At 57.8% G+C, this 22,403-nt stretch carries 18 protein-coding genes and 3 tRNA genes; 7 read left to right on the top strand and 14 right to left on the bottom strand.

The features are described 5' to 3' along the window. Position 1 precedes the first annotated feature (1 nt). The 3 genes from rnd to purM all read right to left on the bottom strand — a co-directional run bounded on the left by rnd (position 2) and on the right by purM (position 2,913). Positions 2-1,159 (bottom strand): ribonuclease D, encoded by a 1,158-nt coding sequence (gene rnd / locus ACR0NZ_RS04535; protein ID WP_480517177.1) that lies wholly within the window; start codon positions 1,157-1,159, stop codon positions 2-4. 114 nt (positions 1,160-1,273) lie between these two features. Next, complete coding sequence (purN, locus tag ACR0NZ_RS04540) at positions 1,274-1,870, bottom strand: phosphoribosylglycinamide formyltransferase (RefSeq protein WP_480517179.1); 597 nt, start codon at positions 1,868-1,870, stop codon at positions 1,274-1,276. Then, entirely contained in the window at positions 1,867-2,913 is a 1,047-nt protein-coding gene (purM, locus tag ACR0NZ_RS04545) for a phosphoribosylformylglycinamidine cyclo-ligase (protein WP_480472992.1), read from the bottom strand. The genes purN and purM overlap by 4 nt, the downstream gene beginning before the upstream one ends. Before the next feature lie 107 nt (positions 2,914-3,020). Here purM and ACR0NZ_RS04550 point away from each other — a divergent pair. Next, positions 3,021-3,097 (top strand) — tRNA-Ile (locus ACR0NZ_RS04550). Positions 3,098-3,359: 262 nt separating this feature from the next. On the opposite strand, the gene ACR0NZ_RS04555 is transcribed toward ACR0NZ_RS04550, so the two are convergent. After that, positions 3,360-4,679 carry an ATP-binding protein gene (locus tag ACR0NZ_RS04555; RefSeq protein WP_480472994.1) on the bottom strand — a complete coding sequence of 440 codons (1,320 nt, stop codon included), beginning with the start codon at positions 4,677-4,679 and terminating at the stop codon, positions 3,360-3,362. A 44-nt stretch (positions 4,680-4,723) separates the two neighbouring features. On the opposite strand from ACR0NZ_RS04555, the gene ACR0NZ_RS04560 reads away from it, so the two are divergent. The 3 genes from ACR0NZ_RS04560 (at position 4,724) to ACR0NZ_RS04570 (ending at position 5,989) form a co-directional block, all read left to right on the top strand. After that, entirely contained in the window at positions 4,724-5,638 is a 915-nt protein-coding gene (locus tag ACR0NZ_RS04560) for an MBL fold metallo-hydrolase (RefSeq protein WP_480517181.1), read from the top strand. Between the two features lie 74 nt (positions 5,639-5,712). Continuing rightward, a tRNA-Asn gene (locus ACR0NZ_RS04565) sits at positions 5,713-5,787 on the top strand. Positions 5,788-5,914: 127 nt separating this feature from the next. Continuing rightward, positions 5,915-5,989 (top strand) — tRNA-Asn (locus tag ACR0NZ_RS04570). Positions 5,990-6,011: 22 nt separating this feature from the next. On the opposite strand, the gene ACR0NZ_RS04575 is transcribed toward ACR0NZ_RS04570, so the two are convergent. The 4 genes from ACR0NZ_RS04575 to zwf form a co-directional block, all read right to left on the bottom strand. Next, the gene (locus ACR0NZ_RS04575) at positions 6,012-7,631 is read right to left on the bottom strand and encodes a long-chain-fatty-acid--CoA ligase (RefSeq protein WP_480517183.1); all 1,620 of its coding nucleotides are present in this window, start codon (positions 7,629-7,631) and stop codon (positions 6,012-6,014) included. A 185-nt stretch (positions 7,632-7,816) separates the two neighbouring features. Then, positions 7,817-9,427, bottom strand: a complete 1,611-nt coding sequence (pgi, locus tag ACR0NZ_RS04580) for a glucose-6-phosphate isomerase (RefSeq protein ID WP_480517185.1) — start codon at positions 9,425-9,427, stop codon at positions 7,817-7,819. Positions 9,428-9,431: 4 nt separating this feature from the next. Further along, the gene (gene pgl, locus ACR0NZ_RS04585; protein ID WP_480517187.1) at positions 9,432-10,103 is read right to left on the bottom strand and encodes a 6-phosphogluconolactonase; all 672 of its coding nucleotides are present in this window, start codon (positions 10,101-10,103) and stop codon (positions 9,432-9,434) included. After that, positions 10,100-11,554, bottom strand: a complete 1,455-nt coding sequence (gene zwf, locus ACR0NZ_RS04590; RefSeq protein WP_480517189.1) for a glucose-6-phosphate dehydrogenase — start codon at positions 11,552-11,554, stop codon at positions 10,100-10,102. Before zwf ends, pgl begins: the two co-directional genes overlap by 4 nt. Before the next feature lie 163 nt (positions 11,555-11,717). Between zwf and ACR0NZ_RS04595 the strand changes: the two genes are divergently transcribed. Then, the gene (locus ACR0NZ_RS04595) at positions 11,718-12,671 is read left to right on the top strand and encodes a radical SAM protein (protein ID WP_480517191.1); all 954 of its coding nucleotides are present in this window, start codon (positions 11,718-11,720) and stop codon (positions 12,669-12,671) included. Positions 12,672-12,782: 111 nt separating this feature from the next. Here the strand turns inward: ACR0NZ_RS04595 and ACR0NZ_RS04600 are convergent, their stop codons facing one another. Then, positions 12,783-13,052, bottom strand: a complete 270-nt coding sequence (locus ACR0NZ_RS04600; protein ID WP_480517193.1) for an usg protein — start codon at positions 13,050-13,052, stop codon at positions 12,783-12,785. Positions 13,053-13,244: 192 nt separating this feature from the next. Here ACR0NZ_RS04600 and gyrA point away from each other — a divergent pair, with 192 nt between their 5' ends. Beyond that, complete coding sequence (gene gyrA, locus ACR0NZ_RS04605) at positions 13,245-15,965, top strand: DNA gyrase subunit A (RefSeq protein ID WP_480517195.1); 2,721 nt, start codon at positions 13,245-13,247, stop codon at positions 15,963-15,965. Positions 15,966-16,007: 42 nt separating this feature from the next. On the opposite strand, the gene yghX is transcribed toward gyrA, so the two are convergent. The 4 genes from yghX to ACR0NZ_RS04625 all read right to left on the bottom strand — a co-directional run bounded on the left by yghX (position 16,008) and on the right by ACR0NZ_RS04625 (position 20,390). Continuing rightward, positions 16,008-16,904: a YghX family hydrolase gene (yghX, locus tag ACR0NZ_RS04610; RefSeq protein WP_480517197.1), complete on the bottom strand. Its 897-nt coding sequence runs from the start codon at positions 16,902-16,904 to the stop codon at positions 16,008-16,010. Positions 16,905-16,967: 63 nt separating this feature from the next. Beyond that, a complete protein-coding gene (locus ACR0NZ_RS04615) occupies positions 16,968-18,437 on the bottom strand; it encodes a carboxypeptidase M32 (protein WP_480517199.1) in 1,470 nt (489 codons plus the stop codon). A gap of 4 nt (positions 18,438-18,441) precedes the next feature. Further along, positions 18,442-19,587: a heme A synthase gene (gene ctaA, locus ACR0NZ_RS04620; protein ID WP_480517201.1), complete on the bottom strand. Its 1,146-nt coding sequence runs from the start codon at positions 19,585-19,587 to the stop codon at positions 18,442-18,444. A 59-nt stretch (positions 19,588-19,646) separates the two neighbouring features. Then, entirely contained in the window at positions 19,647-20,390 is a 744-nt protein-coding gene (locus ACR0NZ_RS04625; RefSeq protein ID WP_480473016.1) for an RNA methyltransferase, read from the bottom strand. A 154-nt stretch (positions 20,391-20,544) separates the two neighbouring features. Between ACR0NZ_RS04625 and ACR0NZ_RS04630 the strand changes: the two genes are divergently transcribed. Beyond that, positions 20,545-21,165 carry a thiamine phosphate synthase gene (locus tag ACR0NZ_RS04630; protein WP_480517203.1) on the top strand — a complete coding sequence of 207 codons (621 nt, stop codon included), beginning with the start codon at positions 20,545-20,547 and terminating at the stop codon, positions 21,163-21,165. Here ACR0NZ_RS04630 and ACR0NZ_RS04635 read toward each other — a convergent pair. Then, positions 21,162-22,304 carry a hypothetical protein gene (locus ACR0NZ_RS04635; RefSeq protein WP_480517205.1) on the bottom strand — a complete coding sequence of 381 codons (1,143 nt, stop codon included), beginning with the start codon at positions 22,302-22,304 and terminating at the stop codon, positions 21,162-21,164. The genes ACR0NZ_RS04630 and ACR0NZ_RS04635 overlap by 4 nt on opposite strands. Positions 22,305-22,403: the final 99 nt, after the last annotated feature.

The following is a 22,403-nucleotide window of genomic DNA, read 5'->3' on the forward strand; positions in this document are numbered from 1 at the left end:
GCTAAAGCGAGACGACCTTGACCGCCTGCCCTTTGGCCGCCAGCGCGATTTTCCCCTCGCACAGCTTTAGTGCGTCTTCCCCAAAGACCTCGTAACGCCATCCCGACATCGCGGGCAGTTCTCGTTCGCCAGCGGCAATCTGGTCCAATTCGGAACTTGTTGCGATCAGCTTGGCCGCAACGCCTGAGCTTTCAGTTTTGGATTTCAGCAGAACCCGAAGCAAGTCGGCCAAAGCCGGGTTGACCTTCAGGTTATCCCGGGAATTGTCGATCTTCGGCAGATTTTCCTGCGGACAATTTGTGCCCTTCGTCACCGCAGCAAGAATACCTTCGGCAATCGGGCCCTTGCGCGCCTCGCGCAGCAAAAGGCGTGATCCACCGAGATCGGCGATTGTCTTGGGCTTGGTCGACGCCAGTTCGATCAAAGCATCATCCTTGAACACCCGGTTGCGCGGCACGTTATGTTCCTGCGCATACCTTTCGCGAAACTGCGCCAGCTCGCGTACAACAGCCAGGAACTTGGCCGAATTCGTTCGCGTCTTGACCCGCTTCCAGGCCTCTTCGGGGCGAATGTCATACGTGGCAGGCTGCGTCAGCGTACGCAGTTCTTCAGCCACCCAGTGGCTGCGCATCGTCTTCTTGAGTTCCGCGGAAAGATATTCGTAGATCCTGCGAAGATGCGTCACATCCGCCAGTGCATATGTTTTCTGCGCCTCTGTCAAAGGGCGGCGGGACCAATCGGTGAACCGCGAAGTCTTGTCGACGCCCTGTTTGCAGATCTTCCGCACCAGCGTCTCATAGCCGACCTGCTCACCAAACCCGCAGACCATCGCGGCGACCTGTGTGTCGAACAACGGGTTGGGGAACACACCGGCCTCGACCCAGAATATCTCAAGATCCTGACGCGCTGCGTGGAACACCTTGACCACGTTCTCGTTTCGGAAAAGCTCATACAGCGGTTCGAGAGACAAGCCTTCAACCAGCGGATCAACCAGAACCGCGCTGTCTTCATCATCAGAGGGAAGCGCCAGTTGCACGAGGCACAGTTTCGAATAGTAGGTCCGCTCGCGCAGAAACTCGGTATCGACTGTGATATATGAATAGCTTGCGGCCGCCTTGCAGAAATCGGCCAGTTCTTGCGTCGTCGTCAGAGTTTTCATGCGCCGTACTAGTTTTGCTCTTGCTCTTGTGAGTGCCCGTAAATTCCCTCGCCCCCAAGCGATACCGACGACCATAGGACGATTTTCAGGCGAGTGTAAATCACCCTCGGAACCTCACGGCATGAGAACGGGTGACCTGTTGCCTTCGGCAAAACGGCGCAGCACCGCTGGATAAAGTTCATGTTCCCGGATCAGAACTTTTGCGGCCAGAGTTTCCGGGGTATCTGCTGGTTCGATATCCACCCGTGCCTGACCGAGAATCGGGCCATCATCCAGCGCCGCTGTCACCTCATGGACCGAGCAGCCATGTTCCGTATCGCCCGTTTCAATTGCGCGGGCGTGGGTGTGTAACCCCTTGTATTTGGGCAGCAATGAAGGGTGGATGTTCAACATTCGCCCCTGAAAGCGAGTTGCGAAATCCGCGGTCAGGACCCGCATGAACCCGGCCAGGCAGACAATATCCGGCCGCGCGTTTTCCAAGGGTTTCAGCAACTCAGCCTCAAAGGCTGCGCGATTGCCCTTGAATGGCCGGTGATCGACCACTGCGGTCGGAATGCCACGGTCCGCAGCTTTTTTCAGCCCGCCCGCCTGCGCATCGTTGGACAGGACCAAACAGGGCCGCGCCGGATGATCACCGGTCATGCTGTCGACAAGCGACACCATGTTGGACCCGCCGCCCGAAATCAGGATCGCGACGCGCTTGTGGCTCACAGCAGTTTGCCCGAATAGGCAACTCCGGGCGTTTCGGTGACAGTACCAATCTGCGCCACCGTCTCGCCAGCCTCGGCCAGCAAGGTCGAAAGCTGATCGGCCTTATCCGGGTCGCACACCATGATCAGACCTATGCCACAGTTGAAGGTCTTGAGCATCTCAGCTTCCGCGATACCACCAGTCTGCGCCATCCAGTTGAAAACAGACGGCAATTGCCAACTGCCCAGATCAATCTGGGCCCCCAACCCATCCGGCAATACGCGCGGCAGGTTCTCGGTCAGACCGCCACCGGTGATATGGGCCAGCGCGTGAACGCCACCTTCGCGGATCGCGGACAGGGCCGGTTTGACATAAAGGCGCGTCGGCGTAAGCAGCACCTCGCCCAATGAACCTTCACCAAAGGGGCACGGTGCATCCCAGCCCAGACCAGACAGTTCGACGAGTTTACGTACCAGTGAATACCCGTTGGAATGCACTCCGTTCGACGCCAGACCAAGCAGCACATCCCCCGCCTGGACCCCAGAAGGCAGGTCAGCGCCGCGTTCCATTGCCCCGACCGAGAACCCGGCCAGATCGAAATCGCCATCAGGGTACATGCCGGGCATCTCGGCAGTTTCGCCACCAATCAGAGCACAGCCGGATTGCGCACACCCTTCGGCAATTCCTTCAATGATCCGCGCGGCCGTGTCTGTGTCCAACTTGCCTGTCGCGAAATAGTCGAGAAAGAACAAGGGCTCGGCCCCCTGACAGATCAGGTCATTGACACACATGGCCACCAGATCGATGCCAACCCCGTCCACGACGCCGGTGTCGATCGCAATTCGCAGTTTTGTACCAACCCCATCCGTGGCACCAACCAGAATGGGATCCTGGTACCCGGCAGCTTTCAGGTCGAACAGTGCGCCGAAACCGCCCAGACCGCTCATCACGCCGGGGCGGTTGGTTCGCTTTGCTGCGGGTTTGATCCGGTCAACCAGAGCATTGCCCGCGTCAATATCCACGCCTGCATCGGCATAGGTGATTCCGTTCTTGCCCGCTGTCATGGCCAGTTCCTTTTGAATGCTTTGCGGGCGGGTTATTCGATTGTGGCGTTTGTTGCAACGGTCAGGCTTGACGCGGCTGTTCACCGTGATACGCAATGCGCCTAGGGGGGCCTGTAGCTCAATTGGTTAGAGCAGAGCGCTCATAACGCTTTGGTTGGGGGTTCGAGTCCCTCCGGGCCTACCAAATCACCGCCACTTGCCTTGAACACCCCGCACATCTCACTGGTTTTGTTTGCGTTTTTGACAACAAGCATTCATCCTGTCCCGTGCAACCTGTCCAAACGCGGTTCGAATTTAAAGGTATTGGTCCAGTTCGCAGATTTCCAGTTGCGATCAAAGCGTCCTTGGGTGACAGGTCTTGCTGAAATGCTCCAAAATCTTGTCGCGGGAATCCAGACGCACAAATTGTCATATTGGCGCGAGTTTGAACCGGTAGAGGTGTCAGTTTACCGGCCAATAATGATATCCGCGCACAAACCGCCCAAGCGTTCACTTTTGGCCAGTCTCAGGGTGCCACCATGGGCCCGTGCAACATCCGCCACGATTGCCAAACCCAAACCCACGCCACTGCCTTGATTCTGGTTGCGCGCAGGGTCGAGCCGCGTAAAGGGTTTGACGGCCTCTGTGCGCTGCTCTGCGGGAATTCCGGGGCCATCATCTTCGACACGGATGCGCAGCGACTTGGAATTCAGCGACAGGCTGACCTCAGCCCGGCTGCCGTAGCGCACAGCATTTCCGATCAGGTTTTCGACGGCCCGCCGAACGGCCATTGGGCGCAGCATTGCCGTTCCCTGCCCCTCGACAGCGACCAGTTCGGCTGGATGCCCGGCTCGTGTCGCGTCATCTACAATCTGTCGAACAAACTCAGCCGGATTGATTTCCTCAGGCGATCCTTCGGACGCCCCGCGCGAGAATTCGAGGAATGCATCAACCAAGGACTGCATTTCCGCCACGTCCTGTAACAAAGGTCGTGCCTCGTCCTCGGGCAGCATGGCCAGTCCAAGCTTCAGGCGGGTCAGAGGTGTGCGCAGATCATGGCTGACGCCGGACAACATCAGCGTCCGTTGTTCGATCTGACGTTCGATCCGTGATCGCATATCCAGAAACGCATTCCCCGCCGCGCGTACCTCGATGGCACCGCCCGGGGAGTACGGTACGCTCCGCCCTCGTCCAAACGCCTGCGCCGCATCGGCCAGCCGTGTGATGGGGCGCAACTGGTTTCGCATGTACAGAAATGAAATCGAGGTCATGATGATCGCGAAAAACAGCATCGTCACGATCAACTGATGCGGCGCCGCTGGCGACAATCTGCGCCGGTCGAAGGTCAGTTCCAGCACCCCCAGATGCGTATCCAGATACAAACGCGCCTCGCGGCTGCTTGGCAACGCAACAGCACTCAGCTCCGGCAGCCTTGCACGAAGTTCTGCCTCGACCTGAGGTGCTATGAAGTCGTACCACCGTGGACGGTCAGTTTTGGGAGTTTCGTTGGGAGGCAGAAATCGGGCCTGCATTTCCAGCGCCAGAAGATCCGGGCGCACTTCGGCCAATGCCTGGTGCTGCGTCTCGGCCCCGTCCATCATGGTGGTGATCAGCATCACTTCCCTTGAGGCTGCGCGCGTCATCTGGTCAGTGACATCTTCCAGATGCTTTTGAAGAAAGGAAACTCCTACAACCAGCAGCAACGCGATCACAGGAAGAACCAGAATCAGCGCTGCCCGGGCGTATAGGCTGCGTGGCATATAAGGTTTGAGCCAGTGCGTCGACATGCGCTAAACCTAGCGGGCTGCCCGGACAAGAGAAAGAGCACAGAATGCAGGCACCTGACGATTTCAATCCACCCGCTGGTGTTGCGACAGAATTGCAACCGGGTCTGCGGCGCATTCTGGCCCCCAACCCGTCACCGATGACCTATCGCGGCACCAACACCTATCTGCTAGGCGATCGCGACATTGCCGTCATTGATCCCGGCCCCGCAAGCGAAGAGCATTTGAACGCGATCCTGAATGAACTGCAACCTGGTCAGAGAATCAGCCACATAGTCGTCACGCACGCCCATCTGGATCACTCACCCTTGGCGGCACCCCTAGCCGCCCGAACGGGGGCTGCGATCTACGCGTTTGGCGGCCCCGAAGCCGGTCGCAGCGCAGTTATGACGACCCTTGCAGCACGTGGGTTGGCTGGAGGTGGCGAAGGCATCGACACCGCGTTTCGCCCGGATGTAGAGGTTGCGGATGGTGAGGTCATCTTGGGCGATAACTGGCAGCTTAAGGTTATTCACACTCCGGGGCATCTGGGAAACCACATTGCCCTGGCATGGCAGGATACCTGTTTCACCGCCGACCATGTGATGGGATGGGCCAGTTCGTTGGTGTCACCACCGGACGGAGACCTGACTGATTTCATGACAGCCTGCCACCGCCTGCGCGCGCGCGACTGGTCGGTTTTTCACGCGGGCCACGGTGCGCCAATTTCAGACCCTGCCGCGCGATTGGACTGGCTGATCCGACACAGGCAAAACCGCGAAGTTCAGATTCTGTCTGCCTTGGAGGATGCAGACGGAACGGCGCGGCAATTGGCCAAGCGTATCTACACCGACACACCCGCAACCCTGCTGCCAGCCGCGGAGCGGAACGTTTTTGCCCACCTCGTTGATCTGACTGGAAAAAAACAGGTGTCACCACACGGCGAACTATCTGCCACTGCAATTTTTCGCAGAGATCCTTGACGCCCGAAAAAAATTTAAGTTCGCGTGCTTAACCTCTGGACGCCGGGAATCCGGATTGCTATACGCCCCTCAGTTCCGGCGTAGCTCAGCGGTAGAGCAGTTGACTGTTAATCAATTGGTCGTAGGTTCGATCCCTACCGCCGGAGCCAAAATTTCCCAATATTCAATCTTTTTCAGGGTTAGAAACCACATCGGTATTCTGAGGCTTTTTCGTTGAAAAAATGATGACCGCCCTCTGGACGCCGGATACTCCGGTTGCTATACGGCGCGGACCGTTCCGGCGTAGCTCAGCGGTAGAGCAGTTGACTGTTAATCAATTGGTCGTAGGTTCGATCCCTACCGCCGGAGCCAATTCACCCCGCCAGATCGCGTCTCACCCCCCAAGGGCATCCTTGAAGTCCGCACGCAGGTTGCGTTTCAGCACCTTTCCGGTTGCGTTCAGAGGCAGCGCGTCAACAAAGACAACCTTGTCCGGAATCTGCCATTTGGCGATTTTCCCTTCGAAGAAGTCCAGAAGCTCTCCTTCGCTTGGATTCTCACCCTCGGCCCTTACAGCGACAAGCAACGGCCGTTCGTCCCATTTCGGGTGCGGAACACCGACTACGGCTGCGGTTGCCAGTTTCGGGTGCGCAACAGCGATGTTTTCAAGTTCGACCGAGCTGATCCACTCTCCTCCGGACTTTATGATGTCCTTGGATCGGTCACGAATGGTCATGTATCCATCGGCGTCCAGCGTTGCGACGTCGCCTGTGGCGAACCAACCGTCTTGCAACAGATCCTGATCCTGCATCAGGAAATAGCTGTCCAGCACCCAATGCCCCCGCACCATCAGATCGCCCTGCGTTTCACCGTCATGTGGCAGATCTTTTCCGTCATCATCCACGATTTTCAGTTCAACCCCGAAAGGAGGCCGGCCCTGACTCAGACGGATAAGGTGTTGTTCTTCAAGCGGCAGCACCAGATGTTTGGCCAATGGGCAGTTGGCCGTACCAAGCGGGCTCATCTCGCTCATGCCCCACGCATGGACCGTATCAACGCCGTATTTATTCCGGAAGGTTTCCATCATCGAGGGCGGGCAAGCAGCTCCTCCGATCACGGTCCGTTCGAGGCTTTGCAAGCTCGTCCCGCATTTGGCGGCATGTGCCAACAGTCCCTGCCAGATGGTTGGCACCCCCATGGCCAGCGTCACGCCATAGGTGTCGATCAGATTAACCAGCGCCTCGCCATGCAGATCCGGGCCGGGCAAAACCAGACGCGAGCCTGACATGGCGCAGGCATAAGGCGACCCCCATGCATTAACGTGGAACATGGGAACGACTGGCATCACGACATCCATCGCCGAAAAGCCGATCACGTCGCGCGTATTCGACGCGAAACTGTGCAGGACCGTCGATCTGTGGGAATAAAGAACCCCCTTGGGATGGCCAGTTGTGCCCGACGTGTAACAGAGCCCCGAGGCCGTATTTTCTTCCAGTTCAGGCCAATCAAAGGCCGCGTCACCGGTTTCGATCAGCTCATCATAGAATTTCACGTCGGGTATCTGTGCGGCGGCGTCATCATTGCGGGGGCCCATCAGAACAAAATGGCGAACATCCCTCAGCGCACCGTGCAAGGCGGCAACCAGCGGGATGAAGGTTGCATCAAAGAACAACACCCGATCCTGAGCATGGTTGATGATATAAGTCAGTTGTTCGGGAAAAAGCCTCGGATTGACTGTGTGACAGACATACCCCGCACCCGAGGTGGCATAATAGATCTCCAGATGGCGACGATTGTTCCAGGCCAGCGTCCCGACCCTGTCCTGCGGCTCCAGACCCAGCCGCGTTAGGGCCGACGCCAAACGCCGGGCGTTCACGGCTATCTCGGACCAGCTGGTTTCGGTCACTGTTCCATCCGTTTCGACCGAGATGATCTCGGTCTGGCCGTGGTAGCGCTGCGCGTGATCAATCAACGACGAAATCAGCAAAGGCTGCGTCATCATCTGTCCCAGCATGGACATCCTCCCGTCATGGGCGGGACCTTGCCTGGCCCCGGCCTGTTCCGTCTGGCACTGACAGGCAGAGGTGTTCCCTGTCACGTCAGTCCAGCCGTTTCCTAAGACGGAACCCTGCCAATCATTTAATTGTCTGACAATAAGAGAATGCAACTCACACCGATAGCGGACTACATTCCCGCCGCCTAATCCCGGTGTTTCAGTGCGTAGGCGACCAAGGCCGCGGTCGACCCATCCTTGCCCTCGGCGCTTTCTTCACCGTCCACGATGGGGCCAAGCGAATTGGCCAGTTCCTTGCCCAGCTCAACCCCCCATTGGTCGAAAGAGTTGATGCCCAGCAACACGCCTTCGACAAAAACCCGGTGTTCGTAAAGCGCAATAATCTGACCCAACACAAACGGTGTGAGTTTGGGGTAAATCAACGTTGTCGAAGGACGATTACCGGGGAAGACCCGGTGCCGGGCCTGCCGGTCCAGTTCATCACCCAGATACCCCTGCTGCGCCATGCGTTGTCGCGCTTCTTCGAACGAACGGCCACGCATCAGGGCCTCGGACTGGGCCAGACAATTGGCCAAAAGCAGACGGTGGTGATGGGTCAGTTCGGGTTCGTGCCCCTCGGCCGCAACCATGAATTCGCAGGGAATGACATCCGTGCCCTGATGGATCAGCTGGTAAAACGCGTGTTGTCCATTGGTGCCCGGCTCACCCCAGACGACAGGTCCTGAAGGCATGGTCAAGGACGACCCGTCCATCGCCACGGATTTGCCATTCGATTCCATCTCCAACTGCTGGAAATAAGCGGGCAGACGCAACAACCGCTGGTCATAAGGCAGCACCGCACGGCTGGTATATCCCAGAACCTGTCGATGCCAGATGCCAACCAATGCCAGCATCACGGGCATGTTTTCATCCCAGTCAGCCGCGCGGAAGTGAAGATCCATCGCCTGCCCGCCACGTAAAAACGCGTCAAAAGCTTTTGAACCAACCGCAATCATGACCGGCAAGCCGACCGGCCCCCAAACCGAATAACGCCCACCGACCCAATCAGCGAAACCAAAAACATGCTCCTCGGGAATACCGAAGGCCTGCGTCTTGTCCAAAGCGCTGGAAACGGCGGCAAACTGACGCGTCGGATCGCCCCCGCCTTCGGACATCCACGCACGGGCGGTGCGTGCATTGGTCATCGTTTCGATTGTGGTAAAGGTTTTTGAGGCGACAACGACCAGCGTGCGCGTCGGGTCGAGCTGCCGCAACGTGTCCGCAATATGCGCCCCATCCACGTTCGAGACGTAATGCACCCGTGGCCCATCGTGATAAGGTGACAGCGCCAACGTGGCCATGACCGGGCCAAGGTCTGACCCGCCGATGCCGATATTGACCACATCGGTAAAGTTGCCCCCCGCCCCAGCGATGGCGCCGCCACGCACCTCTTCAGCGAACACGCGCATCCTTTGCAGCGTGTCCAGAACCTCGGGCATAACGTCCTGACCGTCCACCTCAACCGGCCCGCCATCAAGGTTGCGCAGGGCCGTGTGCAACACCGCGCGCCCTTCGGTCTCGTTGATCTTCTCGCCCGCAAACATCGCATCACGCCGAGACGCCAGATCAGCCACTTCACACAATTGAACGAGCGCGGATCGCACCGCATCATCAATCTGCGTTTTTGAGTAGTCGAAGACCATATCCCCGGTTGAGGCTGAAAAAGCTTCAGCCCGGTTTGCATCTGCCGCAAACAGGTCAAGGATACGACGGTCACTTTTCGACTGAGCCAGTGTTTTCAAAGCATCCAGATGCATTGCCTTACTCCGCCCAGTGTACGGTCATGCCACCAAGAACTGCGGCGATCGGTGCCTCTTCCGGCGGTAGCGACATAGCTTTTTCAAGAACGGTGCGCTTTGCCTGACCATAGATGATCAGATGTTTCGACAGCGCCCCGTCCAGGACCGGAGCGGTCAGGGAAATTCGTGCCTCTGGCTGCACTTCGGTCCGGGCAACGATCAACGTAGGTGCATCACTGCGCAAAGCTTCCTCCAGCCCTTCCATCCCCGGAAACAATGAGGCCGTGTGCAAGTCTTCACCCATTCCCAGTACCAGCACCGATAATGGCAATACCGGCGCAATCAGCGACTCGATTTCGGGCAACGCTGCCTCAGGTTCTGCACCAGGGACATAAAGCGGAATATATTGCGCCGCAGAGGCCCTGCTGGTCAGCAATCTTTCGCGGATCAAACGCTCGTTAGAGCGGTCATGATCCGCTGGCACACAGCGTTCATCCGTTGGCAACACACGCACACGATCCCACTCAAGATCGGCGGCACACAGGCTGTCAAATACCGGGCCCGGAGTTGTTCCCCCGGGGACGGCCATTGCAACGGTATCATGGTGCAGCAATGCGGCCTCAAGATCGCCCGCCAACACGTTGGCCACGTCGATGGCAAGCATTTCGCGATCAGCATATTCCTGAATTTTCATGGCTTTATCCCTTGCCAGTGGCGTCCATCACGTTTCATTAGCAGTTCAGCGTCGCCCGGCCCCGTGCTGCCGCTGTCATAAGGCTTCGGCACGTCCCCGCGCGCCAACCATCCAGCGATGATCGGATCGGTCCAGGCCCAGGCGGCCTCAACCTCATCCCCGCGCATGAACAGGGTCTGGTTTCCACGGATCACGTCCATCACCAGTCGTTCATACGCATCTGGCGGGTCCTGATTTTCGGGGCCGAGGGCTTCGGCAAAGCTCATGTCCAAGGGAACATCGATCAGACGCATCCCGCCCTGCCCCGGTTCCTTGATCGTCACCTTCAGCGTGATCCCTTCATTCGGCTGCAACCGGATCGACAACGTGTTGGCGTGACGCCCCGCTTCTTCCCCGAAAATCGAATGCGGCGCGTCCTTGAACATCACGTTGATCACCGACGAGCGCGCCACCAGACGCTTGCCGGTGCGCAGGTAGAACGGTGTACCTGCCCAACGCCAATTGCTGATATGGGCCTTTAACGCCACATAGCTTTCGGTGGTTGATCGCAGGTTGCCAACGCAGTCCCGGTATCCCGGCCCGTCCGATCCGGCCGCAAACTGCCCCCGCACGATGTGATGCGGTTCAACCGGATTAAGCGCCCGGATCACCTTGAGCTTTTCATCCCGAACTGCGTCAGGATCGAACTTGGCCGGAGGTTCCATCGCAATCAGGCAGAGCAGCTGCATCAGGTGGTTCTGCACCATATCCCGCATCGCACCCGCGCGCTCATAATAATCTTCGCGCCCCGCGATACCGACAGTTTCCGCAACCGTTATCTGGATATGGTCGACATACTGGCTGTTCCACAGCGGTTCGAACAGCATATTGCCAAAGCGGACCGCCATCAGATTCTGGACGGTTTCTTTGCCTAGATAATGGTCGATCCGGTAGATCTGATTTTCATTAAAATGCGCGGCCAGCGTGGCATTCAAGTCCCGCGCGCTTGCCAAATCATGTCCAAACGGCTTTTCGACCACGATGCGGGTTTCTTCTGTCACCAGATCATACGCCCTAACCCGCTCGGCCAATGGCCCGAACAGGCTGGGACCGACTGAGAAATAGAAAGCGCGAACCCGGTCCGGCGAGAGCTTTTCGCCCAGTACATCCCAACCTTCCGACGTCAAGGCATCCAGCGATACATAGTCGACCCGTTGCAGGAACCGGGTCAGGGCTTGCGAATCCCGGGCGCGTTCCGAAGCGTGCCGTTGCAGCGACTCAGCAACCATCTTACGAAAGGCGTCCGCCGAATGACCGGCGCGCGCCGCTGCGATAATCCGGGCATCCTCGTGCCACTGACCCGCACAATACCGACGGAAAAGCGCAGGCAGGATCTTACGCTGCGCCAGATCACCGGTGCCGCCGAAAATGATCAGATCAAATGGATCAACAGGGATGACACGTGAAACCATGAGTTGTCCTTACCCTGACCCTTCCGGCATGTCCAATGTTAGCGCAACCAAAGCTCAATAAATCTTGTTGATCAAAACTCTGTCAGAACCCCTGCACCAGACTTACCAAATCCGCGACAAAGGGCTAGATCAGTTTGATGACTTCAACGAACCGGATGCGGGAATGAAAGACAACGCCCCTCAGCTTGCCAATATCGGCAAGTTTCAGCGTAAACTGGTAACGGCCGATGGCCAGACCCGCGCAAAGGTTTCCCTGACCAACCCTCAGACCCTGTGGTTCAACACCGGCACGCTGTGCAATATTGAATGCGTAAGCTGCTATATCGCCAGCAGCCCGACCAATGACGCACTGGTTTATATCACTGCAGACGAGGTTCGTGACTACCTGGATCAGATCGAAGCCCGCAATTGGCCTGTGCGTGAAATCGGTTTTACGGGCGGCGAGCCCTTTATGAACCCCGAGATGATCGATATGACCCGCGCCGCGCTGGAGCGTGGATACGAAGTTCTGATCCTGACCAACGCGATGGCCCCGATGATGCGCCGCAAGGTGCGCGACGGGCTACTGGCATTGCAAAGGACTTTCAATGACAAGCTGACCCTGCGTGTTTCCGTCGATCATTACCGCGCAGAACTGCACGACCTTGAACGCGGCAAGGGGAGCTTTGAAAAAACCCTGACGGGTATGAAGTGGCTGCGCGATCACGGCTTTAACATGGCTGTTGCCGGGCGCACCGTTTGGGGTGAGTCTGACACGGAAAGTCGCGCGGGTTATGCCGCATTCTTTACAGAGCACGGCTTTGACATTGACCCGCATAACCCGGCTCGGACCGTCCTGTTCCCGGAAATGGACGAAACTGTCGAAGTTCCCGAGATTACAACGGCTTGCTGGGGAATACTGAACAAATCACCCGATGCATTGATGTGCGCCAGCGCCCGCATGGTGGTGAAACGGAAAGGCGCTGACCGGCCTGCCGTGTTGGCCTGCACCCTGCTGCCCTACGAGTCGGAGTTCGAGATGGGGCATTCTCTGGCCGAATCCGAGGCTGACGTTCACCTGAACCACCCCCATTGTGCCAAATTCTGCGTGCTGGGCGGTGCCAGTTGCTCTGGCTGAACGATTCAGGAATTCCTGATTTCGCTTCGGACGGATCATCAGACACGCGCCGACCATTTCGCTTCAATGATTGAAGAGCATGCACCAACGGAACTCGTACCTGCCTCTCGCTCAGTTCACACGAAACTCGCCCACCATGCTGCGCCACTCACCCGGTGCGATCATTTTGCGATGGGTGAATTTGACCGAATGCAGCGGGCCTTCGATTTCGCGCTGCCAGAAGTCGATGAATTTGAACAGTTTCGGATGATCCGGCGCAAGGTCGTAATCCTGCCAGATGAACGTGTTCAAGACGTGGATATAGTCGGGCATATGATAGAAAAACTCAGCCGTTGTCAGCCCGTACCCCTTGAGCATCAATTCGGTTTCGCTTGGGTTCATGCAGACCTCCTGCTTGATACAAGGTCCATTCAAGATACCACGAAAAACTTCTAATACTTATATAACAATATGTTACTTGAGTATTACCGCGGAAAATCCCCGTAAAGGCGCTGCTTGCTTGCACCTTATGTGCCGGGTCTGATAAGATACACCCACAAGATATAGACCCAGAACAAGACACGGGCAGTTTACGTGAGCGATACGCCAGAAATTCCTGAAAACATGGATGAAACCCCGCCCGAGCGCCCAGTCTACGACGGCCCGACGGTTTCCATCGAATCCGAAATGCGCACGTCCTATCTGGACTATGCCATGTCGGTCATCGTTAGCCGCGCGATCCCTGATTTGCGCGACGGGCTGAAACCGGTGCACCGCCGCATCCTGTATGCGATGCACGAAACGGGGAACACGCACGACAAATCGTACCGCAAATCGGCCCGTCCGGTGGGCGACGTGATGGGTAAGTACCACCCGCATGGTGACAGCGCGATCTATGACGCACTGGTGCGGATGGCGCAGGATTTCTCGATGTCGCTGCCGCTGCTGGACGGTCAGGGCAACTTTGGCTCGATGGACGGCGATAACCCGGCGGCTATGCGCTACACCGAAGTGCGGATGGACAAGCCCGCCGCTTCCCTGTTGGCTGATATCGAAAAAGAAACGGTCGATTTTCAGGATAACTATGACGGCAAGGACCGGGAACCGACGGTTCTGCCGGCCCGTTTCCCGAACATGCTGGTCAATGGCGCCGGTGGTATCGCCGTGGGGATGGCGACGAACATTCCGCCGCACAACCTTGGCGAAGTAGTCGATGCGACTCTGGCGCTGATCGACGATCCCGACCTTACATCAGAACAGCTGATCGAATACATCCCCGGTCCCGACTTTCCGACCGGTGGCCTGATGCTGGGGCGTTCCGGTGCGCGCAAGGCCTATCTGGAGGGCCGTGGCAGCGTCATTATCCGCGCCAAGACCCGAGTAGAAGAAATCCGCAAGGACCGCTATGCCATCGTTGTCGACGAGATTCCCTATCAGGTGAACAAGGCCGCGATGATTGAAAAGATCGCCGAGGCCGTGCGCGAGAAGCGGATCGAAGGCGTGGCCCATGTACAAGACGAATCCGACCGCAACGGTGTGCGCGTTGTGGTCGAGCTCAAACGTGACGCGACGCCCGAGGTGGTGCTGAACCAGCTCTATCGCTTTTCGCCGATGCAGACCTCCTTTGGCTGCAATATGCTGGCGCTGAATGGTGGCCGCCCAGAGCAGTTGACCCTGCGCCGGTTCCTTACCTCGTTCATCGACTTCCGTGAAGATGTCGTTGCCCGCCGCACCGCCTACGACCTGCGCAAGGCGCGCGAACGCAGTCACATCCTGTGTGGTCTGGCTGTGGCGGTGTCCAACGTCGATGAAGTGGTCGCAACGATCCGGTCGTCTGCGGACGCGGCGCAAGCGCGTGAAAAGCTGATGACCCGCCGCTGGCCTGCCTCCGAAATCGAAAGTTATCTGCGCCTGATCGACGATCCTCTGTCCAAAATGAATGACGATGGCACCTATAACCTGACCGAGGTTCAGGCCCGCGCCATTCTGGAGTTGCGCTTGCAGCGCCTGACCCAACTGGGCGTAAAAGAGGTCACGGACGAGCTGGAAGAACTGGCAGCCAAGATCAAGGAGTACCTTGATATTCTGTCCTCACGCGAACGGATCATGAGCATCATCGCTGATGAGCTGCGCAGCGTGCGTGACCAGTTCGCGGTCGACCGCCGCACTGAGATCGTCGACTGGTCGGGCGACATGGAAGACGAAGACCTGATCGAGCGCGAAGACATGGTCGTGACCATCACTTCGGGCGGCTATATCAAACGTACGCCGCTGGCAGATTTCCGCGCCCAGAAACGCGGTGGCAAGGGCCTTTCGGGGATGCAGACGAAGGAAGAGGATGTTGTTACCAACCTCTTCGTTGCAAACACCCATACACAACTGCTGTTCTTCACAACAGATGGGATGGTCTACAAGCTCAAGACCTGGCGCTTGCCCCAATCCGGGCGTACCGGCAAAGGTAAGGCCATCGTCAACATTCTTCCGATCCCAACCGGTGTTTCCATCGCCGCAATCATGCCCGTGGATGTACCCGACGAAGAATGGGAAAACCTCCAGATCGTCTTTGCCACCAGCGCAGGTGACGTGCGTCGTAACCGCTTGTCAGACTTCACCAATGTCCGGCGCAACGGCAAGATTGCGATGAAACTGCCCGACGGCGTCGAACTGGTGAATGCACGCATCTGTTCAGAAGACGAAGACGTGATGCTGGTCACCAATTCCGGCCGCGCGATCCGTTTCCGGACCACCGACGTGCGAGTCTTTAACTCACGCGAATCCACAGGTGTCCGAGGGATCAGGCTGACCAACGGTGACCGTGTCGTGTCGATGTCCGTGATCCGTCATTTCGAGGCGACCCCCGAAGATCGTGTGGCCTATCTCAAGATGCGGCGTGCAGTTGCAGGGCTTACCGAAGAAGACGCTGGTGACGACGAGGAAGCCGCAGCAAGCAGCGATTTCAGCCAGGAAAAATATGCCGAGATGTCGGCGGCTGAAAACCTGATCCTGACCATCACCGCCGGTGGTGCTGGCAAGTTGAGTTCAAGCCACGACTACCCCGTGCGCGGACGTGGCGGCATGGGCGTAGCCGCGATGGACAAGGCGATGCGCGGTGGGGATTTGGTTGCATCCTTCCCGGTCGAGATCGACGATCAGATCATGCTGGCCACATCGAAAGGCCAATCTATCCGGGTGCCGGTCGATGGCATCTCTTTCCGCTCACGTTCCGCAGGTGGCGTGAAGGTATTCAATACCGGCAAGGGCGAAGAAGTCGTCAGCGTCGCGTGGATCGCCGATCAGGGCGACGAGGAAGAATGACAGTAACCCCGGGCACCGGTTCGACGATTCCCGGGGTTCAGTTCATGTCAGGTAGGCATTGAAAAAAGCGATGGTCCGGCTCCATGCCAGATTTGCCGCGGCTTCGTCATACCTGGGCGTCGTATCGTTGTGAAAACCGTGATTGACGTCCGGATAGAAGTGCACGCTGAATTTCTTTTGATTGGCTTTCAACGCCTCTGAATATGCAGGCCATCCAGCGTTGATACGCTCGTCCAGACCGGCATAGTGAATCATAAGAGGTGCTTCGATGGACGGAACATCTTCAGCTGGTGGTTGCCGACCGTAGAATGGCACCGAGGCCGCAAGGTCCGGATAGGCCACGGCCAAGGCGTTGCAAACACCTCCGCCATAGCAGAATCCGACAGCGCCAACCTTGCCTGTCGAAAGTTCGTGATCACGTAAAAACTCAAAAGCCGCGAAAAAATCCGCCATCAGTTTTTCCCGGTCCATCGAGCGCTGCATCTCGCGCCCTTCTTCATCAGTACCGGGATAGCCGCCAAGGGGGGACAACCCATCAGGTCCAAAAGCCAGGAAACCGGCCTTGGCCGCGCGGCGCACAACGTCCTCGATATAAGGGTTTAGACCCCGGTTCTCGTGCACGACCAGTACCGCAGGCAGTTTACCTTCGGCATTTGCCGGCATCGCCATCAGGCCGCTGGTTTCGCTATGCCCGTCCGGGCTGTCATATGCGACCACCATGGTTTGGATCGCGGGATCGTCCGGGGCCACCTGTTGAGCCCAGGCGTAATTAGGTTGCAACTGGTCCAGAATCATTGCGCCTGTCACTCCAGCAGCCGTGTATTTACCGGCTTTTGAGATGAACTCACGCTTGGACATCGTGCCGTGCACATATCCGTCGAATATCTCGAGGATACGCGGATCAAAATCACTGGCTTTCTTGCGGGCTTTTCCGGTCATCGTTGCCTCCCAGGCGATGGTATCGGTGCACCGATTCTAACGCTTGGGAGGCAATTCGGAAACTCACAAATCGTAGAGCGCGCCGAACTTGGCCTCAAGATAGCTTAGCAATGGGTCCGGTCCGGGTTCAACACCGCTGGCACGGGCAATCACCTCGCGCGGTGCATAAAGGCCGCCATGCTGCTGCACATGCTCACGCAACCAGCCGGTCGCGCCGGACGTGTCGCCTCGGGCCAGTTGCGCGTCAAGATCGGGTTCAGAGACGCGCAAGGCCTGATAGAGGCACCCAGCATAGACATTGCCCAGCGAGTAGGTCGGGAAGTAACCGAACAGCCCAACCGACCAGTGCACATCCTGCAAACAACCGTTCGAGGGCTTGTCGACCGCATAACCGAAATCTGCCTTGAACCGATCATTCCAGGCGGCCTCCAGATCGCCGACCTGCAAGTCTCCGGCCATCAGCGCGCGTTCCAGATCAAACCGCAGCATGATGTGCAGATTGTATTGGACCTCATCCGCCTCGGTGCGGATATAGCCGTTATGGACGCGGTTGACCGTCGCATAAAACGCGTCCGGATCGGCAATGCCGAAATCGCCGAACGCCTCTTTCATTTGTTCGAACAACCATCCGGTAAAGGCCCGCGACCGACCCAACTGGTTTTCGTAGATCCGGCTTTGGCTTTCATGCACGCCCATCGACACGCCAGACCCGAGCGGTGTCAGGAGGTATTTCTCGTCGATCCCCTGTTCATAGGCGGCGTGGCCCACCTCGTGAATGGTGGAATAGAAACAGTTGAACGGGTCTGTTTCGCTGGTTCGCGTGGTGATGCGGACGTCAAGACCGCTGCCGGAACTGAATGGGTGAACCGCCTTGTCCACGCGGCCATTGTTCAGGTCATAGCCAAAGGCGACCGCCAGTTTTTGTGTCAGACGCATCTGGGTCTGCTCATCAAAACTGCGGTTCAGGGCAGCGGGCTCGGGCCGCTCCAGCACGGCGGCACGCAGGGCTACCAGTCGTGGGCGCATCTGGTCGAAGATTTCCGCGATCTGGGCGCTGGTCGTGTAAGGTTCGTAATCTCCGGCCATGGCGTCGTATACGTCGCCCCCTTGCGCCAGCGCCTCGCCTTCCTGTCGTTTCAGCGACACGACCTCTTCCAGAACCGGAAGAAAGGCCGAGACATCTTCGTCTGCGCGCGCCTGCGCCCACTTTCCCTGTGCAGCGGACGTCACACGGGCAATCGCCGTCGCCAGATCGGCAGGCACCTTCACCGCGCGATCATATGCGCGCCGGATTTCACGCATCTGCGCCTTGCCGACCTCATCCTGAGGTGCGGCCTGATCCAGCCATTCGGCAACACGAGGATCGGAACGGCGCGCGTGCAGGACAGATTCGATAGCTGCCATTTCTTCGGCACGCTGAGGCGCTGCGCCGCGCGGCATGACGGTTTCCTGATCCCAGCCAAGCCGACCGGCGATCTGGCCCAAAGCCGAAGTTTCCCGCTGAAAGGTCATCAGTTCATTGAAAGCGGTCATAGTTTTAAACTCCGCGCACAGATGTTGCGATTGGATAAGCCGTGAGGAACCGCGCGCGCAGGATCAGCGTCCAGACGATAACGGCCATAAACTGGTGGAAGATAGCGATCTGCCATGGCGCGCCATAAACCACGGTCACGATGCCGACGACGACCTGTAACGTAAGCGCGGCGAAAGCAGCGTTAAAGGCAAAACGTGTCTGCGGATGCGCGCTGCCGCCACCACGTCGCCAGACGACGACGGCAAAGATGAACAGCAGATACCCCGCACAGCGATGGATGAACTGTACCAGACCGGGGCTTTCAAAGAAATTTCGCCACATCGGTTCCAACATAGTCGCATCCGGGGGCAGCACGTGCCCCCCCATCAGCGGCCAGTCGGTGTAAGACCGCCCGGCGTCGATCCCGGCGACAAGCGCGCCAATGAGTATTTGTAAAAAGGCGAAATGCATCAGCCCTGTGGACAATGAAAACAGCCTGACCTCTTTGGCCCGGCGCGCCTGCATCAGATCACGTTCTTCCCGGCCGAGTTCAAAGATGTACCAGGCTAGGGCTCCCAGGATCACAAAGGCCAGCCCCAAGTGTATTGCCAGACGGTAACTTGCAACAGCCGTCATGCCTTCACCCTGGGTGACGCCCGAGGCCACCATCCACCAACCAACAGCGCCCTGCAGACCGCCAAGAAGACCCGGAACGATCAACTTTCCCGTCCACCCTGTCGGGATCTTGCGGGAGAGAAGAAAGGTCAGAAATCCAACGGCCCAGACCAGACCGATCATGCGACCCAACTGACGATGGCCCCATTCCCACCAATAGATGGATTTGAAGTCACCCAACTCCATCCACTGGTTCTGGATGCGCCATTGGTCAATCTGCTTGTACTTGTCGAACTCTGCATGCCAGTCCGCCTCGGTCATCGGCGGCAAAGCTCCGGTGATCGGGCGCCATTCGGTGATCGAGAGGCCGCTGTCAGTCAGGCGCGTCAGGCCGCCAACCGCGATCATCACAACGACCAGAGCAAACAGGATCATCAGCCAGATGCGGATCGCGTTGCGCGCGCCGCCGCGCCCCCGGTCGATCATACCGGGTTGAACCGCCTGTTGTTTTTCGGTGTCCGTGACCTCTTCGAAGATGCTGCGCTTACCGCTCATGCTGTCCTCATGTCCTGATTTCGCCACAAGCTAGGGCTTGGGTGAAGATAGGTCCAGCCTCAGCCTTTATCCTTCCAGCGGACCATCTGCCGCATGATCCCGTGCAACATCTGCACATCGGCCCGTGTCATCCGCATCCGCGACCACAGGTTGCGCAGGTTAACCTTCATCCCTTCGGCCTTTTCGGGAGGGTAGAAGAACCCCGCCTCCTCCAGCCTGTCCTCGTAGTGCTCGACAAGTTTTTCGACTTCGATCCCCGTGGCCCAGTCGCCTTTGCCCAGGTCGGTCGACTCATGCACTACATCCCCGGTCTGGCGCATCCACTCATAGGCGGTCAGCAATACGCATTGACCAAGGTTCAGCGAGGCATATTCCGGGTTCACCGGCACCGAGATGATCGCGTTGGCCTTGGCGATGTCTTCATTCTCTAGCCCCGCGCGTTCAGGGCCGAACAGAACTGTAACCTTCTCGCCCGCAGCGATCTTTTCGGCGGCAATCCTCATTGCGTGTTCGGGGCTGTAGACAGGTTTGGTCAAGCCCCGCTGACGAGCTGTTGTGGCGAAGACAAACGTGCTGTCGGCCAGCGATCCGGCCAGATCATCAAACAACTGCGCCTCATCCAGCAAGCGCCCTGCACCGCTGGACATTGCCACCGCTTTGGGGTTCGGCCAGCCGTCACGGGGGGCTACAATACGCATCCGGTCCAGCCCAAAGTTCCACATCGCCCGCGCAGCAGCGCCGATGTTTTCACCCATCTGCGGGCGCACAAGAACGAAGGAAGGCTGGGGTTTGTCGCTGGGCATGGCTCACCTTAAGAAAACTTGGCCTGCTGTAATTGGCAGGCTCTTGCAGGGCAAGGCGCAAGGGCGTTATTTGCAGGCTCTTGACCATAAAAGTTTGCTTCCCAGCCGCAATCCGCTAAACCGCGCCAAAGACTGAAAGCCGAAGGACGCGCCCATGGACACCCCCGAGCAGCCGCAGATTTACCTGATCACGCCTCCGACTATCGAGTTGAGCACGTTCACGAACAAGCTGGCGACTGTGCTGGACGGGGTCGAGATTGCCTGTGTCCGCCTCGCGTTGGCCGGAAGTGACGAAGATACCATCGCTCGCGCGGCCGACGCTTGCCGTGAAATCGCCCACGCGCGCGACGTGGCCATCGTAATCTCGAACCATGTATTGCTGGCGCAGCGTCTGGGGCTGGACGGGGTGCATTTGGATGATGCTGCACGCTCGGTCCGCACCGCGCGCAAGGAACTGGGCGCTGATGCAATCGTCGGAAGCTTTTGCGGCGCGTCGAGCCATGATGGTATGACTGCTGGCGAAAACGGAGCGGATTATGTGGCCTTCGGTCCTATCGGCTCGGCCAAACTGAGGGACGGAACCCGCGCGGAAAAGGACCTGTTCCAATGGTGGTCCGAGATGATTGAGGTTCCGGTTGTGGCCGAAGGTGGGCTGACACCCGAACTGATCCGCGACCTGGCCCCCTGCACTGATTTCTTTGGCATTGGCGATGAGATCTGGGGCAGTGACGATCCGCTGGCGGCGCTGAAAACGCTGCTGGCGGCGTTGCTTTAACCCAGCACCCAAGGCTCGACAATCCAAAAGACACCGGCACCTGCAATCAGCATCGAGGCCAGAACCGATATCCGGCCTCGGGTTCGGTGCGAGCCGCCAGAAAACAAAAGCGACAGAGCAAGCCCAGCAAGGGCCACAACAACAAGCGGCAGAATACTCCCGGCGCCAAAGCCCAGGATGGCCGGGGGCAAATGATCTGGTGGCACCCCGATCCCGATCAGGTTCGAGGCAATTACCAGACCTTGAAAACCGCCAATGGCGAGAACCGCCAACAAACGCCAGACCTGCAATCGCCGGGCAACCAGGTTCCACAGCGCCAGAACGATGGTCGAAGCAACCAGAACAGGGGCCTCGCTCACTTTTCCTGCATCCAATACGCCATACAATCCCAGCCCAAGCCCGATCAGGGCGCCCGCTGACAGGAACATCAGTTGAGATACCACTGGGCGCAATTTCAAAGACAGAAACACTAGCGCCAAAACAAGAATGGATGGCTTAATTGGGTTTCGAAGAAACTGATCGACCCCTTTTGTGAAATATGTCTGCAATGTTTGTTGCGTTGTCAGAGACGCCCCGCCTTGCAAGGGGATCAGCGGGCTGGCTTCACCGGCAGCCAAATACCCGGTGTATGGCGCCGCGACATTTTGCTGTCGCAGAACGATTGGTCCGCTTTCTGACGGCCAGGTCAGACGCAGGTTTGACGCCTGATCGGGCAAAGGAGCAGTCAGCAACAGTTTGGAAACCCGCACTTTCTCCGTATCTCCCACAACAGGGATACGCACGCCTTCATAAGACAAACTCAATCGCTCTGGTGCCTCCACGACAAGATTTTGTTTCCAGAGATGAACGAACTCTTTGATCTGGGGTTCCAGCTCAGACGAAACCATTCGCCGCAAGGATTTGTAGTTTGGATCGTTGGAAAACGCAGCGGGCTGCGCGGGATTGTTCCCGGTCAACATGGCCTCGGCATTCCATTTCAACTCGAGAAACAGAGTGTTGGACTTGATCCAAAAATCAACAACGGTCGGCGGGGCGGATTGCGCCCTGCCCGATCCGGGATATAAAGTTGCAAGAACAAAAAAACTCAGGGCACAGGTTTTGAGGGTTCGAAAGATGACGCGGAAAGCAGGGCCATTCATACGAAAAGCTCCAACAGGAAAATCAAATCACCAATCATTGCTTTCGATTGTTCCCGCGAAGGCCGCAGATCGCAAGCCCAAAGGGTATATGGGACCTGT

This window comes from Ruegeria sp. AE3 (assembly GCF_056542225.1).